This window comes from Chryseobacterium sp. PET-29 (assembly GCF_025736815.1).
GTDB lineage: Bacteria > Bacteroidota > Bacteroidia > Flavobacteriales > Weeksellaceae > Chryseobacterium > Chryseobacterium nepalense.
Genome location: NZ_CP107053.1, coordinates 1,808,902 through 1,823,535 on the forward strand (window position 1 = coordinate 1,808,902; position 14,634 = coordinate 1,823,535).

Annotated in this window: 15 protein-coding genes; 4 read left to right on the top strand and 11 right to left on the bottom strand. The window is 38.2% G+C overall.

The annotated features are described in order from the left end of the window. Position 1: 1 nt before the first annotated feature. The 5 genes from ODE14_RS07935 to ODE14_RS07955 form a co-directional block, all read right to left on the bottom strand. On the bottom strand, positions 2 to 772 hold the full coding sequence (locus ODE14_RS07935; RefSeq protein ID WP_263603645.1) for a heme ABC transporter ATP-binding protein: 771 nt from the start codon (positions 770 to 772) through the stop codon (positions 2 to 4). Then, positions 769 to 1,812, bottom strand: coding sequence for a FecCD family ABC transporter permease (locus ODE14_RS07940; protein WP_263603646.1), 1,044 nt, complete (start codon positions 1,810 to 1,812; stop codon positions 769 to 771). Before ODE14_RS07940 ends, ODE14_RS07935 begins: the two co-directional genes overlap by 4 nt. Further along, positions 1,796 to 2,671, bottom strand: a complete 876-nt coding sequence (locus ODE14_RS07945; RefSeq protein WP_263603647.1) for a heme/hemin ABC transporter substrate-binding protein — start codon at positions 2,669 to 2,671, stop codon at positions 1,796 to 1,798. Before ODE14_RS07945 ends, ODE14_RS07940 begins: the two co-directional genes overlap by 17 nt. Before the next feature lie 137 nt (positions 2,672 to 2,808). Then, the gene (locus tag ODE14_RS07950; RefSeq protein WP_263603648.1) at positions 2,809 to 3,936 is read right to left on the bottom strand and encodes an HmuY family protein; all 1,128 of its coding nucleotides are present in this window, start codon (positions 3,934 to 3,936) and stop codon (positions 2,809 to 2,811) included. 11 nt (positions 3,937 to 3,947) lie between these two features. Further along, entirely contained in the window at positions 3,948 to 6,083 is a 2,136-nt protein-coding gene (locus tag ODE14_RS07955; RefSeq protein ID WP_263603649.1) for a TonB-dependent receptor plug domain-containing protein, read from the bottom strand. 95 nt (positions 6,084 to 6,178) lie between these two features. Here ODE14_RS07955 and ODE14_RS07960 point away from each other — a divergent pair, with 95 nt between their 5' ends. Beyond that, positions 6,179 to 6,997, top strand: coding sequence for a T9SS-dependent choice-of-anchor J family protein (locus ODE14_RS07960; protein ID WP_263603650.1), 819 nt, complete (start codon positions 6,179 to 6,181; stop codon positions 6,995 to 6,997). 215 nt (positions 6,998 to 7,212) lie between these two features. Continuing rightward, the gene (locus tag ODE14_RS07965; protein ID WP_263603651.1) at positions 7,213 to 8,520 is read left to right on the top strand and encodes a T9SS type A sorting domain-containing protein; all 1,308 of its coding nucleotides are present in this window, start codon (positions 7,213 to 7,215) and stop codon (positions 8,518 to 8,520) included. Positions 8,521 to 8,663: 143 nt separating this feature from the next. Here ODE14_RS07965 and ODE14_RS07970 read toward each other — a convergent pair whose 3' ends face one another. From ODE14_RS07970 to ODE14_RS07995, 6 genes are all read right to left on the bottom strand, one after another. After that, the gene (locus ODE14_RS07970; RefSeq protein ID WP_248392239.1) at positions 8,664 to 8,954 is read right to left on the bottom strand and encodes a putative quinol monooxygenase; all 291 of its coding nucleotides are present in this window, start codon (positions 8,952 to 8,954) and stop codon (positions 8,664 to 8,666) included. An 89-nt stretch (positions 8,955 to 9,043) separates the two neighbouring features. Further along, positions 9,044 to 9,928: a sulfite exporter TauE/SafE family protein gene (locus tag ODE14_RS07975; protein WP_263603652.1), complete on the bottom strand. Its 885-nt coding sequence runs from the start codon at positions 9,926 to 9,928 to the stop codon at positions 9,044 to 9,046. A 41-nt stretch (positions 9,929 to 9,969) separates the two neighbouring features. Next, the gene (locus tag ODE14_RS07980) at positions 9,970 to 11,211 is read right to left on the bottom strand and encodes a sulfate adenylyltransferase subunit 1 (RefSeq protein WP_263603653.1); all 1,242 of its coding nucleotides are present in this window, start codon (positions 11,209 to 11,211) and stop codon (positions 9,970 to 9,972) included. Positions 11,212 to 11,341: 130 nt separating this feature from the next. Continuing rightward, positions 11,342 to 12,262: a sulfate adenylyltransferase subunit CysD gene (gene cysD, locus ODE14_RS07985; protein ID WP_263603827.1), complete on the bottom strand. Its 921-nt coding sequence runs from the start codon at positions 12,260 to 12,262 to the stop codon at positions 11,342 to 11,344. Between the two features lie 7 nt (positions 12,263 to 12,269). Continuing rightward, complete coding sequence (locus tag ODE14_RS07990; protein WP_263603654.1) at positions 12,270 to 12,962, bottom strand: phosphoadenylyl-sulfate reductase; 693 nt, start codon at positions 12,960 to 12,962, stop codon at positions 12,270 to 12,272. 88 nt (positions 12,963 to 13,050) lie between these two features. Further along, the gene (locus ODE14_RS07995) at positions 13,051 to 13,458 is read right to left on the bottom strand and encodes an RrF2 family transcriptional regulator (protein ID WP_029294220.1); all 408 of its coding nucleotides are present in this window, start codon (positions 13,456 to 13,458) and stop codon (positions 13,051 to 13,053) included. A gap of 179 nt (positions 13,459 to 13,637) precedes the next feature. Here ODE14_RS07995 and ODE14_RS08000 point away from each other — a divergent pair, with 179 nt between their 5' ends. Then, a complete protein-coding gene (locus ODE14_RS08000) occupies positions 13,638 to 14,045 on the top strand; it encodes a VOC family protein (protein WP_263603655.1) in 408 nt (135 codons plus the stop codon). Between the two features lie 99 nt (positions 14,046 to 14,144). Beyond that, positions 14,145 to 14,573, top strand: a complete 429-nt coding sequence (locus ODE14_RS08005) for a DUF4268 domain-containing protein (protein ID WP_248392215.1) — start codon at positions 14,145 to 14,147, stop codon at positions 14,571 to 14,573. Positions 14,574 to 14,634 lie beyond the last annotated feature (61 nt).

A 14,634-nucleotide genomic window follows, 5' to 3' on the forward strand; every position in this document is an offset into this window, starting at 1 on the left:
TTTATCCAAAAATAATCATTGGCCTGCCCGTAATCGGATGATCACAGATCGTGCAGGGAAAATTGTAGGCTTCGCTGATGTTTTCTGCGGTAAAAACTTCTGCCGGTGTTCCGCAGGCCGTCACACGTCCTGATTTCATTAGTAAGATTTTATCCGCATATTGCGCCGCCAGATTCAGATCATGGAGTACAACAATGGCTGAATTCATTTTTCCCGTAAATTTTTTGATGATTTCCAATGCTTTGTACTGATGTTTTACGTCCAGATTATTCAAAGGTTCATCGAGAAAAAGAACTTTGTGAGCAATTTCATTCTGAAGCTGTGCCATGACCCTGGATAAATGCACTCTTTGTTTTTCGCCTCCTGATAACGTATTGTATTCTCTTTCTTTAAGATGGAAAATATCGGTCTCGTACATCATCGTATTCATGGCTTCATAATCTTCCTGAGCCGGTTGTGCATCGAAATACGGATAGCGCCCCATCATCACAACATCTTTCACCTCAAGCGGAATATCATTGCTGTTATGCTGTGAAAATTTTGCCTTATGTTTTGAAAGCTCATTGACTTTCCAGTCGCTGATATTTTTATCTTTAAATAAAACCTGTTGTTTTGACTTTACTTCATTCGCCAGAATACTCAACAAACTTGATTTTCCGGCTCCGTTCGGGCCTACGATGGCCAAAAATTCACCATATCCGAGGTGAACATCCACCGAATCCAGAATATGAAATTCTTTGTGTCTGTAACTGATCTGATGTGCCTTTATCATGACAGTGATTTTTTGAATTTAATTAAAATGGCAATGAAAATCGGACCTCCCATTAATGCTGTTAAAATCCCGACAGGAAGCTCCGAAGGTTCAACAATGCTCCTGCTGAATGTATCCGCCGTTAATAATAAAATACTTCCGCAGATTGCTGATAAAGGCAGGATAAAAGCATAATCTGATTTAAATAAAAGCCTTAAAATATACGGCACAATAAGTCCGACAAAACCGATGGTCCCCGAAAATGCCACACAGCTTCCGATCATTAATGCCGTAATAATGATAATCTGTTTTTTCAAGGCTTCGACGTTGATTCCCAAGTGTTGCGCATCTTTTTCACCTAGCATCATTGCATTCAGTGCTTTACCTTTAGGCAACAGAATGCTGTAGGAAATCAGAAGAACAATTCCTAAAATGATGTTCTTCGTCCAGGTCGCAGCGGCTAAACTTCCTAAATTCCAGAATGTTAAATCCCTCAATTGTTCGTCTTTTGAAATATAAATCAGGAATCCGGTGATAGAAAATCCAATGGCTGTTATGGCAACTCCGGACAACAGCATCATGACCACATTGGTTTTTCCTCCGCTTGTTGAAATTTTATACACCAACAACATTGATAATAATGAACCGGCAAAAGCGGCAATACCCACCAGCGAAAATTGTACAGCTTCAGGAAGATACTGTCTGAAATGTCCTCCTAAAACAATCGTAATTGCGGCAAGTAACGTTGCTCCCGATGTCAGTCCGATTAAATCTCCTGTTGCCAGCGGATTTTTAAACAATCCCTGAAGGCTCGTTCCGGAAACGGCAAGCATACTTCCGATAAGTATGGCCATTATAATCCTGGCAGCCCTTACGTCCCAGACTACATATTGATCACTTAAAGACAAGTCCGGATCATCTTTTATAACTTTTCCCAACACTTCAAAAGCAGATTTGCCGGCGAAATCATAAACTCCGGTATTAAGTGACCATACTGCTATGATGAGAAGCAGTATGGCACTTATGGTAAGGTAAACGTATAATTTACTTTGCGTTTTCAATGAGAAGTTTGTTTAATTCCACAGCAGCCTCACCCAGCCTTGGTCCGAAACCGGAAACCAGTCCGCCATCCATCGCGATAATTTTTTTGTTTTTTCCGGCATTGGTTTGGGCAACACCCGGCATTTTAAGCGCGCCTTCATTTCCTCCGGCACCCTGCAGTCCGCTGGTGAAGAAGAATAAAACATCAGGGTTTGCTTTTACCACAGCCTCCGGTGTTAAAGGTTTAAAATCTTCAAAGTCATTAACTGCATTTTCGCCTCCTGCAATTTCAATTAAAGAAGCCATTGGTGTATTTTTTCCTGAAACCATCAGCATATTTCCTCTGGCGTAGATGAATAGTACTTTCGGCTTTTTAGCGATAGGCTGAATCTGCTTCAAATCCGCATCAATTTTATCGTTGAGCTTTTGATAATCTGTATTTCCGATGGCTTTTGCAACATCTGCAATTAGCTTTTTGGTTCCGTCTACGGTAAATTCCTGCTTAAAAATTTCAGTTTTAATTCCTGAAGATTTGATTTTACCCATCAGTTCAGGATTAATGTCTTTATCTGAAGCTAAAATCAATGTCGGAGATACGGCCATGATCGGCTCAATTGTCATTGATCGTACATGCCCTAAATCTTTCGCTGTCGCTTTAAGAGATTCCGGATAAGTACTGGTAACATCTGTTCCCACGATTTCTTTTTCGTGGCCTAAAGCTGCTACAATTTCCGTGATTCCACCATTAAGCGTTACTATTTTATTACTTGATTTCGGTGTTTCGGCTTTTGTTTCCGTTTTAGTTTCCGTTTTAGCACCTTCCTTTTTACAGGAAAATACTGCCATCAGTACAGAAGCTGCAAGGATGAATTTTTTCATAGATATACTTATTATTTGTTTATTTTAATTTGATGTAACGCAACGTCCACAAAGGATTTGTTAAAAATAATTGTGAATATTTCCGTTCGCAAAGGCGTTGCGCTCAGCTAAGCACACTGATATTAAATATTATTAATTTACAAAGGTTTATATTCGAAAGAAGGAAAACCTCTTTCGTCTTTAACTCCCTGATCGTCCGTATTGGCTTTGGTAAGTCTGGTAAATCTCAGCTTGAAATAATACCCGTTGGGATCTTTGAGAATATAAAACCGGTCCCCGTAAACTTCCAGGCCATTGGTACCTACAGGATTTCTCCAGTTGGAACCGATTACGCGCTGATCGTTGTAGATGAATTTGGAAGGATTAATATCAGAAGTTTTAAAATTATTATACGCTTCCACTCCTGAAGTTCCTGCAGGAACAATTACCTCGTAAGCGCCTGTTCCACCAACATTATTGATCGTTACAAAGTCGGCATAAATATAGCTTCCTGCTCCGGCAATCGTGTTGGTAAATACTGTGAAACACAGGTCCCACTTTTTCTTTTCAGGCTGAATGGATACTTCATTTTTATTTTTTAAGCTGATAAAATTGTAGTTATAAGCCGTATTCTTGGCTACCATTATTTCAAAATAATTGTTTCCATCTATATCAGCAGATTTTACTTTATATCCTTCTCCTGAACGAACAATCTGTACTTTTTTCCATCCGCGGCTGTCACCTCCCGTAGCTACGGAACCAATGGGTACGGAACCATTATAGATTTCTTTACCCATATTGACAAGATAAACCGCATTCTCAGAATCATTGGCTTTAATTTCTTCAATAGCAGTATATCCGGAAGGAAAATTTCCTTTAATATCATCGATATAAACCTCGTTGGCAGGATTGAAGTTGGCTACCTGAACCTGATTTTTCAAGGTGGAAACGCTAGCTTCCGTTACCTGACTGAAATCTGTAACATTAGGGATTTTAGCTGCAGCCATCATGATGGAAGAATTCAACACGACTTTAAATTCCGGTCCCGAATATAGGGCGAGATCCCAATCGGTTCTTCTGGTCAGTTTTTGCACAGGTCCTTTCGTTATCGGATCAGTTTCGCTGAGATCAATCCACACCTGATTGGGTTGTGTTGCCCCACCTACCCTTGGATCTGCAATGGCTCCTTCTATTTTGGCTACCGATACAGGATCTTCATTATCATTAATACAGGATTGAGAAATAAAGGAAGCTCCTACAAGCAAACAATAGAGTATTTTTTTCATTTTTAATGTATTTAAAAATTATAATTTAACCTCATGAAATAACTTCGTCCATAGAACAGATTCTGCAGTCCGGAAGAGGCATTGTGGGTATCCCCAGACTGAATGGTATTTTTCACACTCGTCACGTCGAAGATATTTTTGATCCCTGCGCTTATTTCAAAATGATTATTAAAGAAAGGCTGGCTTACCGTGAAATTCAACATACTGAAATCCCCGATTTCCCCTAAAATATATTGCCCCGGATCTCCCGGATCGTTTTCTTTTCCCTGGTAGGTATAGCGTCGCTGAGTTCCGGTGTATTTATAATACAGTGCAAACAATGTTTTTGACAACGGCAAAGTGTAGTTGGCGGCAAGATTTGCTTCAGCATAATAATTATAATCATCAGGTGAAGTGATGTTTCCTGTATTTAAAACCTGTGAAACGCCCATAACCGAAACTCCTGCATTCAAAGAAAGATCTCCTTTTCTTACGTTAATTCCCCCTCCGAATAAGATTGATCTGTAATCGTCTACATTCAGGAAAGTTATTTGCAGCGGGCTGTTGTTGATGATCACATCCTGTATTCTGTTTTGCACGTCCAGGTACATTCCTGATAAGCTGAAATTAAATTTCCAGTTGCTGGAGTTGGTTAAAGCATAATCCCAGAAAACGGAAGCAGAATAACCGGTTTCAGGTTTTAAATTTTCATTTCCTCTGATGTCGTGATTGTTATCTACTACAAAAGTGTATAATTCATCGTAGGTTGGAAATCGGTTGGCTGAACCAAAAACAGCACGGATGTCCGAATTTTCAGAGGTTGTAAATCTTAATGTTCCCGAGTAATTATATTGCGAACTGAACCTGTCGCTCAGGGCCAGCCTTACTCCGGGACGAAATGAAAACCAGTCATTTACTTTCCATTCAGCTGATAAGAAATTAGCATAATTGAATATAACGCGTTCAATACTTTTTCCATTGTTATTGCTTTCAAAAGTAGTTGCATCGGCAAAACCCTTCGTACGGTCTAATTCGTATCCAAGCTGGAAATTAATTTTTTCGTTATCTAAAAAATTACTGAACATTCCCCTTGAGTACAATACGTCGGATTTGTAGAATGTAATTTCAGAATCTCTGGAGATTTCCTGTCGGTTGGGAACATCATACGCATAAACCTGTGATTTTCTTTCCTGGCTTTGATAAGAGAAGTCTCCGTTATAGTTAATTCTTCCGAATTTTGTCTGAATATTAAACTGGTGAATCCAGCGGTTGGTACGATAATCTTTGTCGTTTGCGGTATATGTTCTGTTTCCTCCACCCAGAGGAAGGTCTGTGACTAAAGGATTATAATAATTAATTTCTTCCGTAAGAAAGTTCAGCTTATAAAAGAAACTTGTATTGTCTTTGTTGTAGCGGATTGTTCCGTTTGTGGTGAGCTGATCTTTCGGCTGCCAGTCGTACCCGCGCTTTCCGTCGTTATTTTCACTAAAATATTTATATCCGTTAAGCGAACCTTTATAACCCTGGAAATCATTATGATTAATATCTGCAGAAAGAGACCAGTTGTCATTAAACCTGTACCCAAGATTCAGTGACTGGATATGGCGTCCATTTCCTTTTTTGAACCAGTCGTAGTCTTTTCCCACCGTTTCTTCCTGTATGGATGCCAGCGCGGTAAACTTTTTACTATAATTTTTTTTCGTAATGATATTGATGACTCCGGCTACCGCATTATTTCCGTATTCCACGCCCATTGAACCTTTTACTACCTCAATTCTTTCGATATTGTTGACATTGATTTTGGTAAGATCTAGCAGATTTCCCATGCCTTCATCGCTTACAACCGGAATATTATCAATAAGTATCTTGGTATATTCACCGCTGAGCCCCATAATATTCGCACTGGAGTTTCCTGAACTTTTACTGGGTTCTATTAAAATATTAAGATTTTGATTAAGCACTTCGGCAACATTGGTTACCGCCATATTTTTGATCTGCTGCGCATCAATTACTTCAACTTTATAGATCGATTTGTCAATAGATTGCTGCATAAATTGCCCGGTAATAATTACCTCATCTATTGTTTTCTGCTTAAGAGAATCTTTTTCCTGTGCATTCACCCATAAAACAACGGATAAGGATAGTATGGAAAGCACTTTCTTTTTCATAGACGAAAAATTTTTGACAAATATATAATTTTATTTAGAATAGTTAAAAATAAATATTATAATTTTGTGGAATAATTCTAAATAAAAATAATGTTATGAAACTAAGACTACTTTTAGGAACTTTACTTTTTACAACAATGGCTGCACATGCGCAGGTAGCAACACTTAATGAAAACTTTGACGGCTTTACCGCAGGGAACACTACTTTCCCACAAGGCGGCTGGTCGGCCATAACGGCTTCTCCAACCCAGGAATTCCCACCGGTATCTCCCAGAATGATCGTTGCTATAGACAATAATAATTCTGCTAATAAGTTCGTACAGTCTTATGCCGGAAACAACGGTTCTGCACCGTCTTACCTCATTTCTCCTCAAATTACAGCTCCTGCAGGCGACAAAACATTATCTTTCCAGACTACTCTGGTTTCTCCGTCGCCAGGTCCGGGAACGATACAGATCGGACTGGCTTCGAATCCTGCGGATATGTCTACCTTTGTTGCCGTTGGAAATCCAATCACTGTATCAACAATCGGAGCCGTTCAGAATATCAGCCTTACCATTCCGGCTTCTTCTTCACAGTATATTGTATTCCGCTTTACCCCTTCGGCAACGCACGTGGCAGTACAGATTGATAATGTAGTATATAACACTGCTTCAAATCTTGCTGTTTCCGATCATATCAAATCTCAGGAATCTGTAAGATTTGCAGTGAATGCAGAAAATACTGTGTTACAGTTTATCACTAAAAAAGATCCGGAAAACATCAGTATTTATTCTGCATCCGGACAAAAAGTGGCGGGCGGCAAATTAGCCGGAAGATCTTTCGATATCAGTACATTGCAGGCAGGAGTATATTATATCATTATTGAAACTACAGAAGGTTCTGCAGTAAAATCCAAGTTTATAAAGAAATAAGATTAATTAGACAGCCTTACAGCGGGAGACTGATTTATGATTTCATAGATCGGTCTTTTTTTATGTTTTAAGAGTAGGCTGAAGTTCATTATTTTCTTTAAATGATTAAAATTTAAATTTAAAACACGATAAAAATCATATTTTATTTAGAACAAATAAAAATAAATAATATATTTTTGTAGAATAATTCTAAATAATAATTTACATCTGATATTATGAAAACAAAACTACTTTTCGCTTCAATGTTCGCATTAGGGGTACAGCAGACTGTTCTTTCACAGGTTGATGCCAACGGATATACTACAGTAAATATGTCTATGGGTGCCAGTTACCAGAACCGTGTATTTTTCGATCTTAGTTCCAATACTATACAATCCCAGCCTGCCAATACCTGGGATATTGCGTTTTTCAGAAATTCGAGCATGAATTTCGGGACAAGAATCAATGATGCACAAAATATAGAAGTCTATCAGGCCTCCGCTAATCCGAACGACTGGAATTCCATTACCACAAACGTTGTTTCTTCATATGGATCACCATTATATAATCTTGACAATACAACATCTATCCAGGAAGGCGCTTTTGAACAGGGAACGGCTACTTACGGCTGGGGTGAATATAATCCGGGAAATCATCATATTGAAGGAAAAGTAATTTTTATACTGAAGTATGTTTCGAGCAATACTTATTATAAATTTATGATTGACGACTATTTCGGAGGGTATACTTTTAAATATGCCAAATGGAATGCCACCACTTCCTCGTGGGATACTACGGTTTCAAAAACCATTGCCAACGGAACTGACGATGCTTATTTTAATTATTTCTCTTTTGCAACCGGAGATAAGGTGACCAATCTTGAGCCATCAAAGACTAATTGGGACTTTATGTTCACCAGGTACTGGACCGATTATCCATACATCGATCCAAATACAGGCCAGCCCGCTACCATGAAGTACAGGATGTCCGGTGTGATTCAGAATTCTAATATTAGCGTAGCGAAAGTACAGCCGGAAACACAGGCAACCACCACCACTATTCTTCCTTCATCTGCTGCATTTTCAAACAATATTACAGCAATCGGCCATTCGTGGAAACCGACGATGGGCGTATACAATGATGTGGTGTATTATATCAAACAGGGATCTGAATACTATAGAATGTATTTCACATCAAATGAAGGTTCACAGACCGGAAATATGTATTTTAAGTATAAAAATATCACTTCTGTTTTAGGGACAACCGATATTGCCGGTAAAAAAGCTTCTTTCGGAATTTATCCTAACCCGACAACGGCAGATAAACAAGTAACTATTTTATTTGATGTTAAAGAAAAGCTCAGCAACAAAGGGAATGTGGAAGTGTATGATCTATCAGGCAAAAAAGTGTATTCTGCTGAACTGACCAACCAGGAAGGTTTTTACAAACAGGATCTGAATCTTTCCCACCTATCTTCAGGACATTATCTTGTGAAGATAACGTTCGGCGGACAAACGGAAACGAAAAAGCTGATCGTGAAATAGGCAATTGTGAATATCAATTGAGAATTTTAAAATTAACGATTCACAATTCACTTTCAAAATAATACTTTCTATTTTTTCTATAATAAAAGGCTGCCCGCATAGTGGACAGCCTTTTAGATTTCACGGAATTGATTCTTATTTTTTTAAAGTGTTTTAAAACCTTTATACACTTCAGTAGAACTTTCCAGCATTTTAGATACGTCTTTTCTGAAATTGAGCAGATGATCCTGTCCGCTGTGGCGGTTCAGGTGGTCTTCGGTTTCCCATAATTCCACCATAAAGAATGTTCCTTTATTGTTTTTATCTTCTATGAGGTCATATTGAAGGCAGCCTTCTTCTTTTCGGGTTTCTCTTACCAGCGTCTGAAAAAGCTCAACAGCTTCCATTAAATAGTTTTCATTGAATTTAAAAACGGCAACAACATGTATGTTCATAGTATTTTTTTAATGATGTAAAAGTAAAATATTTTCAAATCAAAAATATTTTTTATTACCGTTATTTTTCAACACAGAGGCTTTTTATACTAAAAAACAGATTTATAAATCGTTATGGAACTCATAATGATTACGAGAAGCCCAATAACCACAAACATGCTTTTTACAGGAAGTTTCGCCGTAAGCATCGCAGAAAAAGGTGCGGTAAAGATCCCGCCGATCAAAAGTCCGAGAATGATATTCCAGTGCTGAATGCCCAATGTAAGCATAAACGTAATGGCTGCAGTAAGCGTTAAAATAAACTTGGCAACCGTAGAACTTCCCACTGCAAACCTTGGCGTGAAGGAATTTTTGATTAACGTTCCTGTTACCAAAGGTCCCCATCCTCCGCCGGCGAAAGAATCTATAAATCCTCCTGCTAAACCAAGTCTCGTAAGATTTGTTTTTCTTTTTAATTTTTTATCCTGTTTTTTCTTAAAGGCATTTGAGAAAATCCGAATTCCCAGATACAGTGTATAAAAAGAGATAACCGTTTTGGTTATTTTTGAATAATATTCGCCAAGATATGTCAATGAAACGGCACCGATCACAGCACCGATCACAGCCGGAACCGCAAGCCTTTTCACCAGATTTTTACTCACATTTTTCAGCCTTATATGACTAATGCTTCCTGCCGCAGTGGTAAAACTTTCTGCAGAGTGAATACTTGCACTTACCGCATGCGGCGGAATACCCAAAAACAACAGGGTGGTAGTACAGATTACGCCATAGCCCATTCCCATGGATCCGGCTACAATTTCAGCTAAAACCCCCACCAGCAGCATCCAGTAAAAAATATAGTTATCTTTAGCAAGGATCGTGAAAAGCTCATCCAGATATCCGAGTTCGAACATGGTGAAAACAGTAAGAGACAACACAGCGGCCGTTACAAAAAATACATTAAGCCTGAACTGAACTTTCCTGGAGATGATCATTTCTGTTTATTTTATGTTGATAAAACAAGTATGTATTTACATTACAAGATCATGACAGCGCCAACTGTAGAATTGCTTGTTTCGTCGATCAGGATGGCATTTCCTGTATTTTGGCTTTCCTCAAAACTATCGAAGACAAGAGGCGAAGCCGTTTTCAATCGGACTTTTACCACTTCATTAAGCCTGATATTTTCCGTAACCGGTATCTTTTCTAACGTATTGACGTCAATTTTATATTCAATTTCTTTTACAAGGGTCTTCAGAAGTTTACTTTTATGTTGAATAAAATACTTACTCCCCTCTGTTAATTCCTTTTTATCCAACCAGCAGACAACCGCTTCAATTTCATTTTCCGTTTTTGGAAGGCTGTCCGGTTTAACGAGGAAATCACCGCGGCTGATATCAATATCATCTTCAATGTGAATAACGGCAGGCTGTCCGGCAAAAACGGCATCAACTGGTTTTCCGCCGGTTTCAATTGCTGATATTTTTGACTTGATATTTTGCGGAAGTACCGTAACTTCATCACCCTTTTTATAGACTCCTGAAATTATTTCTCCGGCATAACCTCTATAATCATGAAGCGCATCGGTTTGTGGGCGGATCACATACTGAACCTGGAATCTTGGACTTTCAAATTCATCACTATTGTGTACCTGAACGGTTTCCAGAAACTCAAGCAGTGAAGAACCATCATACCAGCTCATATTTTCTGATTGAGTAACAATATTGTCGCCATAAAATGCTGAAATAGGAAAATAACTCACATTTTCAAGTCCTAATTTTGCAGCTACTTCTTCATATTGGTTTTTAATATCATTAAAAACTCTTTGCGAATAATCAACAAGATCCATTTTATTGATAGCAACCGCTACATTCTTGATTTTCAGCAATGAAGCAATAATAGAATGCCTTTTAGTCTGCTCGATGACCCCTTGCCTTGCATCGATAAGAATAACAATCAATTGTGAGTTTGAAGCTCCGGTAATCATATTTCTGGTGTACTGAATATGTCCGGGAGCATCGGCAATAATAAATTTTCTTTTGGGCGTCGAAAAATAGCGGTAAGCCACATCAATAGTGATTCCCTGCTCTCTTTCAGCCCGTAATCCGTCTGTCAAAATCGCAAGATCTATTCCGTTTTCATTCTTATTTTTTGATTGTTTTTCCAGTGCTTCCAGCTGGTCGACCAATATATTTTTACTGTCATAAAGAAGCCTTCCGATGAGGGTACTTTTACCGTCATCCACGCTTCCTGCAGTGATAAATCGTAATATGTCCATGTTTAGTTTATTAATAATGAGTAATAGGTAATAAGTAATTTCTGAGCTCATCAAATTACATTACCTATCATTCGTGTTAGAAATTATATTAAATTTAAAAACAAATTTGAAGCACAATTGGCATTGCTTATTAAAAATATCCGCCCTTTTTCCTGTCTTCCATGGCAGCTTCCGTCACTTTATCGTCGATTCTGGTTTCACCGCGTTCTGAAATTCTGGAAGCCGTGATTTCGTTCACAACCTCATCAAGAGTTTCCGCATAGCTTTCTACGGCTGCCGTGCAGGTCATGTCTCCTACTGTTCGGTACCTGACTTTTTTATTGACAATCATATCGTGCTCATCAATCCGGATAAAATCCGAAACGGCAATCAGCTGCCCCTCGTGTTCAATCACATCACGATCATGCGCAAAATAAATGGATGGAAGCTGAATATTTTCTCTCTTGATATAATTCCATACATCCAGTTCGGTCCAGTTGGAAATCGGGAAAACCCTCACATTCTCACCTTTACTGATTCTTCCGTTGTAAATATTCCAGAGTTCAGGACGCTGCAGTTTCGGATCCCATTGCCCGAATTCATCCCGAACAGAGAAAAAACGTTCTTTTGCTCTTGCTTTTTCTTCGTCTCTTCTTGCTCCTCCGATACATGCATCAAACCCGAATTCTTCAATGGTATCGAGTAAAGTATGGGTCTGCAGCCAGTTTCGAGAGGCAAATTTTCCTTTAGGCTCGGCTAATTTTTTAGCTTTAATGGTATCTTCCACTCTGCGTACGATCAGTTCTGCACCGATCGTTTCTGCAAGATAATCCCTGAACTGCAAAGCTTCCGGGAAATTGTGCCCTGTATCGATATGAACCAACGGAAAAGGGATTTTCATGGGTGCAAAAGCTTTCCTGGCCAGATGAACCAATGTGATGGAATCTTTTCCGCCGCTAAAAAGCAAAGCCGGTTTTTCAAACTGTGCGGCAATTTCCCGCATGATATAAATACTTTCAGCCTCCAGCTGTTCCAGGTAGTCTAGTTTATATGTATTCATTTTGAAAGTAATATTTGAATTAATGCGAATGAAGACCGCATTCTTTTTGTGAATTTTCCCACCACCAGCGTCCTGCACGCGGATTTTCTCCTTCAACAACAGCTCTCGTGCATGGCTCACAGCCGACACTGATGAATCCTTTTTTATGCAAAGGCAGCTCCTGAACCTTATTCTGTTGCAGATAAACGAGAACCTGCTGGTAATTCCAGTCAATTAGCGGATTGTATTTACAAAGTTTCCGCTCTTCATCCCATTCGATAACCGGCATATTCTCCCGGTTTTCCGACTGTTCCGAACGCAGACCTGTGATCCAGATTTCTGCATTTTCAAGAGCACGATTTAAAGGTTTAACCTTTCTTATAAAACAACATTCTTTTCTGTTTTCTACAGAATGATAAAACGCATTGATCCCTTTTTCATTCACATATTTTTCCACATCCGAAGGTTCCGGGAAATAGACTTGCGTTTTTATTTTGTACCTCGAGTTGTTTTTTGAAAGCAATTCATAGTGTTCATAAAAAAGCCTGCCTGTATCCAGTGTAAAAACCTTTATCGGAAGTTCATTTCTGAAAATAATATCGGTGATAACCTGATCTTCCTGACCAAGTGATGTTGAAAAAACAGCTGTTTCCGGAAATCGTAAAGAAATAAATTTCAATCCCTCCTCTGCTGAAAGCTGTTTGAGTGTTTCTGCATCTTCTTTTGAAATCATAATTTATTCATTTGAAGTAATGCAAATATCTAATAAAATTATTATCCCACCAAAAAAGTAGACTAATAATTCAAAAAAAAGGATCGGGTCAGTCGACAAGATCCATTAAAGTTTTTCTTTCGAGAATGTTAAGTGAAGCATCTCTCACTTCAATCAGCACATCATGCAGGCCACAGTGATCTTCCGTACAGTCTTCACATTTCTCGTAAAAATTCAGGCTTACACAGGGAAGCAGGGCAATTGGCCCGTTGACAAGGCGGATAATTTTAGCAAGCTTTACATTTTCAGGATTCTCTTTAAAAAAATAGCCTCCTCCTTTTCCTTTTTTACTATCAAGGATGCCGGCTTTTTTCAATTCGAGCAGGATATTTTCAAGAAACTTCAAAGGGATCTTCTTATGATCTGCAATTTCGGAAATAAGAATAGGCCCGTCGTTTCTTTTTTCTACAAGGTACGACAGCGCTTTAAACGCATATTGGGATTTTTTAGACAGCATTACTACAAAAATAAGAAAATAGTTTTAAATGCATTAATAACCTGATAAGTTGAAAGATCCGGATATAAACCACATGTATTTTGCAGAACTAATTAATTTTATTTGATTAGGCTAAATACTGCTGACATCCAGTTGTCACAAGGTCGGATTAATTTTGGCATATAATTAAATATTAAAAAATGAATTTATCATCAATCCGCATTATTACTGCAGAAATAGAACGATTAATCAAGTTTTATGAAGATATCACAGGATTGTCCGTTGTACGATATACTCCTGATTTTGTTGAATTACGGACATCAACAACGACATTAGCCATCGGAAGTACAAAAACATTACAGTTTTTTGGCGGTAATGATATAGCTCAACCGGGACAAAACCGCAGCATTATCATTGAATTTAAGGTAGATGATGTTGATCAAGATTATGAAAGATTATCTGCTTATCTTCAGGGAAGCATCGTACAGAAACCAACAATAATGCCTTGGGGAAATAAATCACTTTTATTTCGTGATCCTGACGGAAATCTTGTTAATTTTTTCACCCCTGTCACGCCAGAAGCAGCAGGAAGAACTGAGCGAAATTAATACTGCTCCATCAATCAATCAAAGTCCCGTAAAGAATATTTTCAGGGACTTTCACTTCTTACTTTATTCTATTAAGGTCAAAATAGCTACTTTTGCTATATGTTCAGCAAACAGGAAGCACAACAGCTAAAAAAAGAGTTTTGGACGGCCTTTGGAAAATCTTTCCCGAGAAAGTGGATTTTATACGATACCAAGATTAAGGATATGTCGTTCAAGTTTTACGCAGATAATAAAAAGGCGGAGGTCTCTCTTGATATCGAAATGAAAGATGAAGTTTTCAGGGATGCCTATTATAATAAAATATGGTCGCTGGAAGATATTCTGAAAGATTTTATCGGCGATTTTCATAAAGAAGAATTTTACACGCTGGAAAACGGAAAAGTCATCAGCAGGATCTGGATTGAAAAGCATGGCGTTTCTATTTTCAATAAAAATACATGGCAGGAAACTTTTCAGTTTTTTGTTGATAAAATGGATGCCTTTGAAAGATTTTATTATGAATATGAGGACTTTATAAAAGATGTTTAATTCTATAACAACCGATTTTTTATTTGCCAAATGGCAAATGCCACTATATTCTCTTTCCTTA

Excerpts from the sequence above, each read along its gene's own strand:
- ODE14_RS07935 (WP_263603645.1), bottom strand. The coding sequence starts at position 772 with ATGATAAAGGCACATCAGATCAGTTACAGACACAAAGAATTTCATATT.
- ODE14_RS07945 (WP_263603647.1), bottom strand. The coding sequence starts at position 2,671 with ATGAAAAAATTCATCCTTGCAGCTTCTGTACTGATGGCAGTATTTTCC.
- ODE14_RS07950 (WP_263603648.1), bottom strand. The coding sequence starts at position 3,936 with ATGAAAAAAATACTCTATTGTTTGCTTGTAGGAGCTTCCTTTATTTCT.
- ODE14_RS07955 (WP_263603649.1), bottom strand. The coding sequence starts at position 6,083 with ATGAAAAAGAAAGTGCTTTCCATACTATCCTTATCCGTTGTTTTATGG.
- ODE14_RS07960 (WP_263603650.1), top strand. The coding sequence starts at position 6,179 with ATGAAACTAAGACTACTTTTAGGAACTTTACTTTTTACAACAATGGCT.
- ODE14_RS07965 (WP_263603651.1), top strand. The coding sequence starts at position 7,213 with ATGAAAACAAAACTACTTTTCGCTTCAATGTTCGCATTAGGGGTACAG.
- ODE14_RS07970 (WP_248392239.1), bottom strand. The coding sequence starts at position 8,954 with ATGAACATACATGTTGTTGCCGTTTTTAAATTCAATGAAAACTATTTA.
- ODE14_RS07975 (WP_263603652.1), bottom strand. The coding sequence starts at position 9,928 with ATGATCATCTCCAGGAAAGTTCAGTTCAGGCTTAATGTATTTTTTGTA.
- ODE14_RS07980 (WP_263603653.1), bottom strand. The coding sequence starts at position 11,211 with ATGGACATATTACGATTTATCACTGCAGGAAGCGTGGATGACGGTAAA.
- ODE14_RS07990 (WP_263603654.1), bottom strand. The coding sequence starts at position 12,962 with ATGATTTCAAAAGAAGATGCAGAAACACTCAAACAGCTTTCAGCAGAG.
- ODE14_RS07995 (WP_029294220.1), bottom strand. The coding sequence starts at position 13,458 with ATGCTGTCTAAAAAATCCCAATATGCGTTTAAAGCGCTGTCGTACCTT.
- ODE14_RS08000 (WP_263603655.1), top strand. The coding sequence starts at position 13,638 with ATGAATTTATCATCAATCCGCATTATTACTGCAGAAATAGAACGATTA.
- ODE14_RS08005 (WP_248392215.1), top strand. The coding sequence starts at position 14,145 with ATGTTCAGCAAACAGGAAGCACAACAGCTAAAAAAAGAGTTTTGGACG.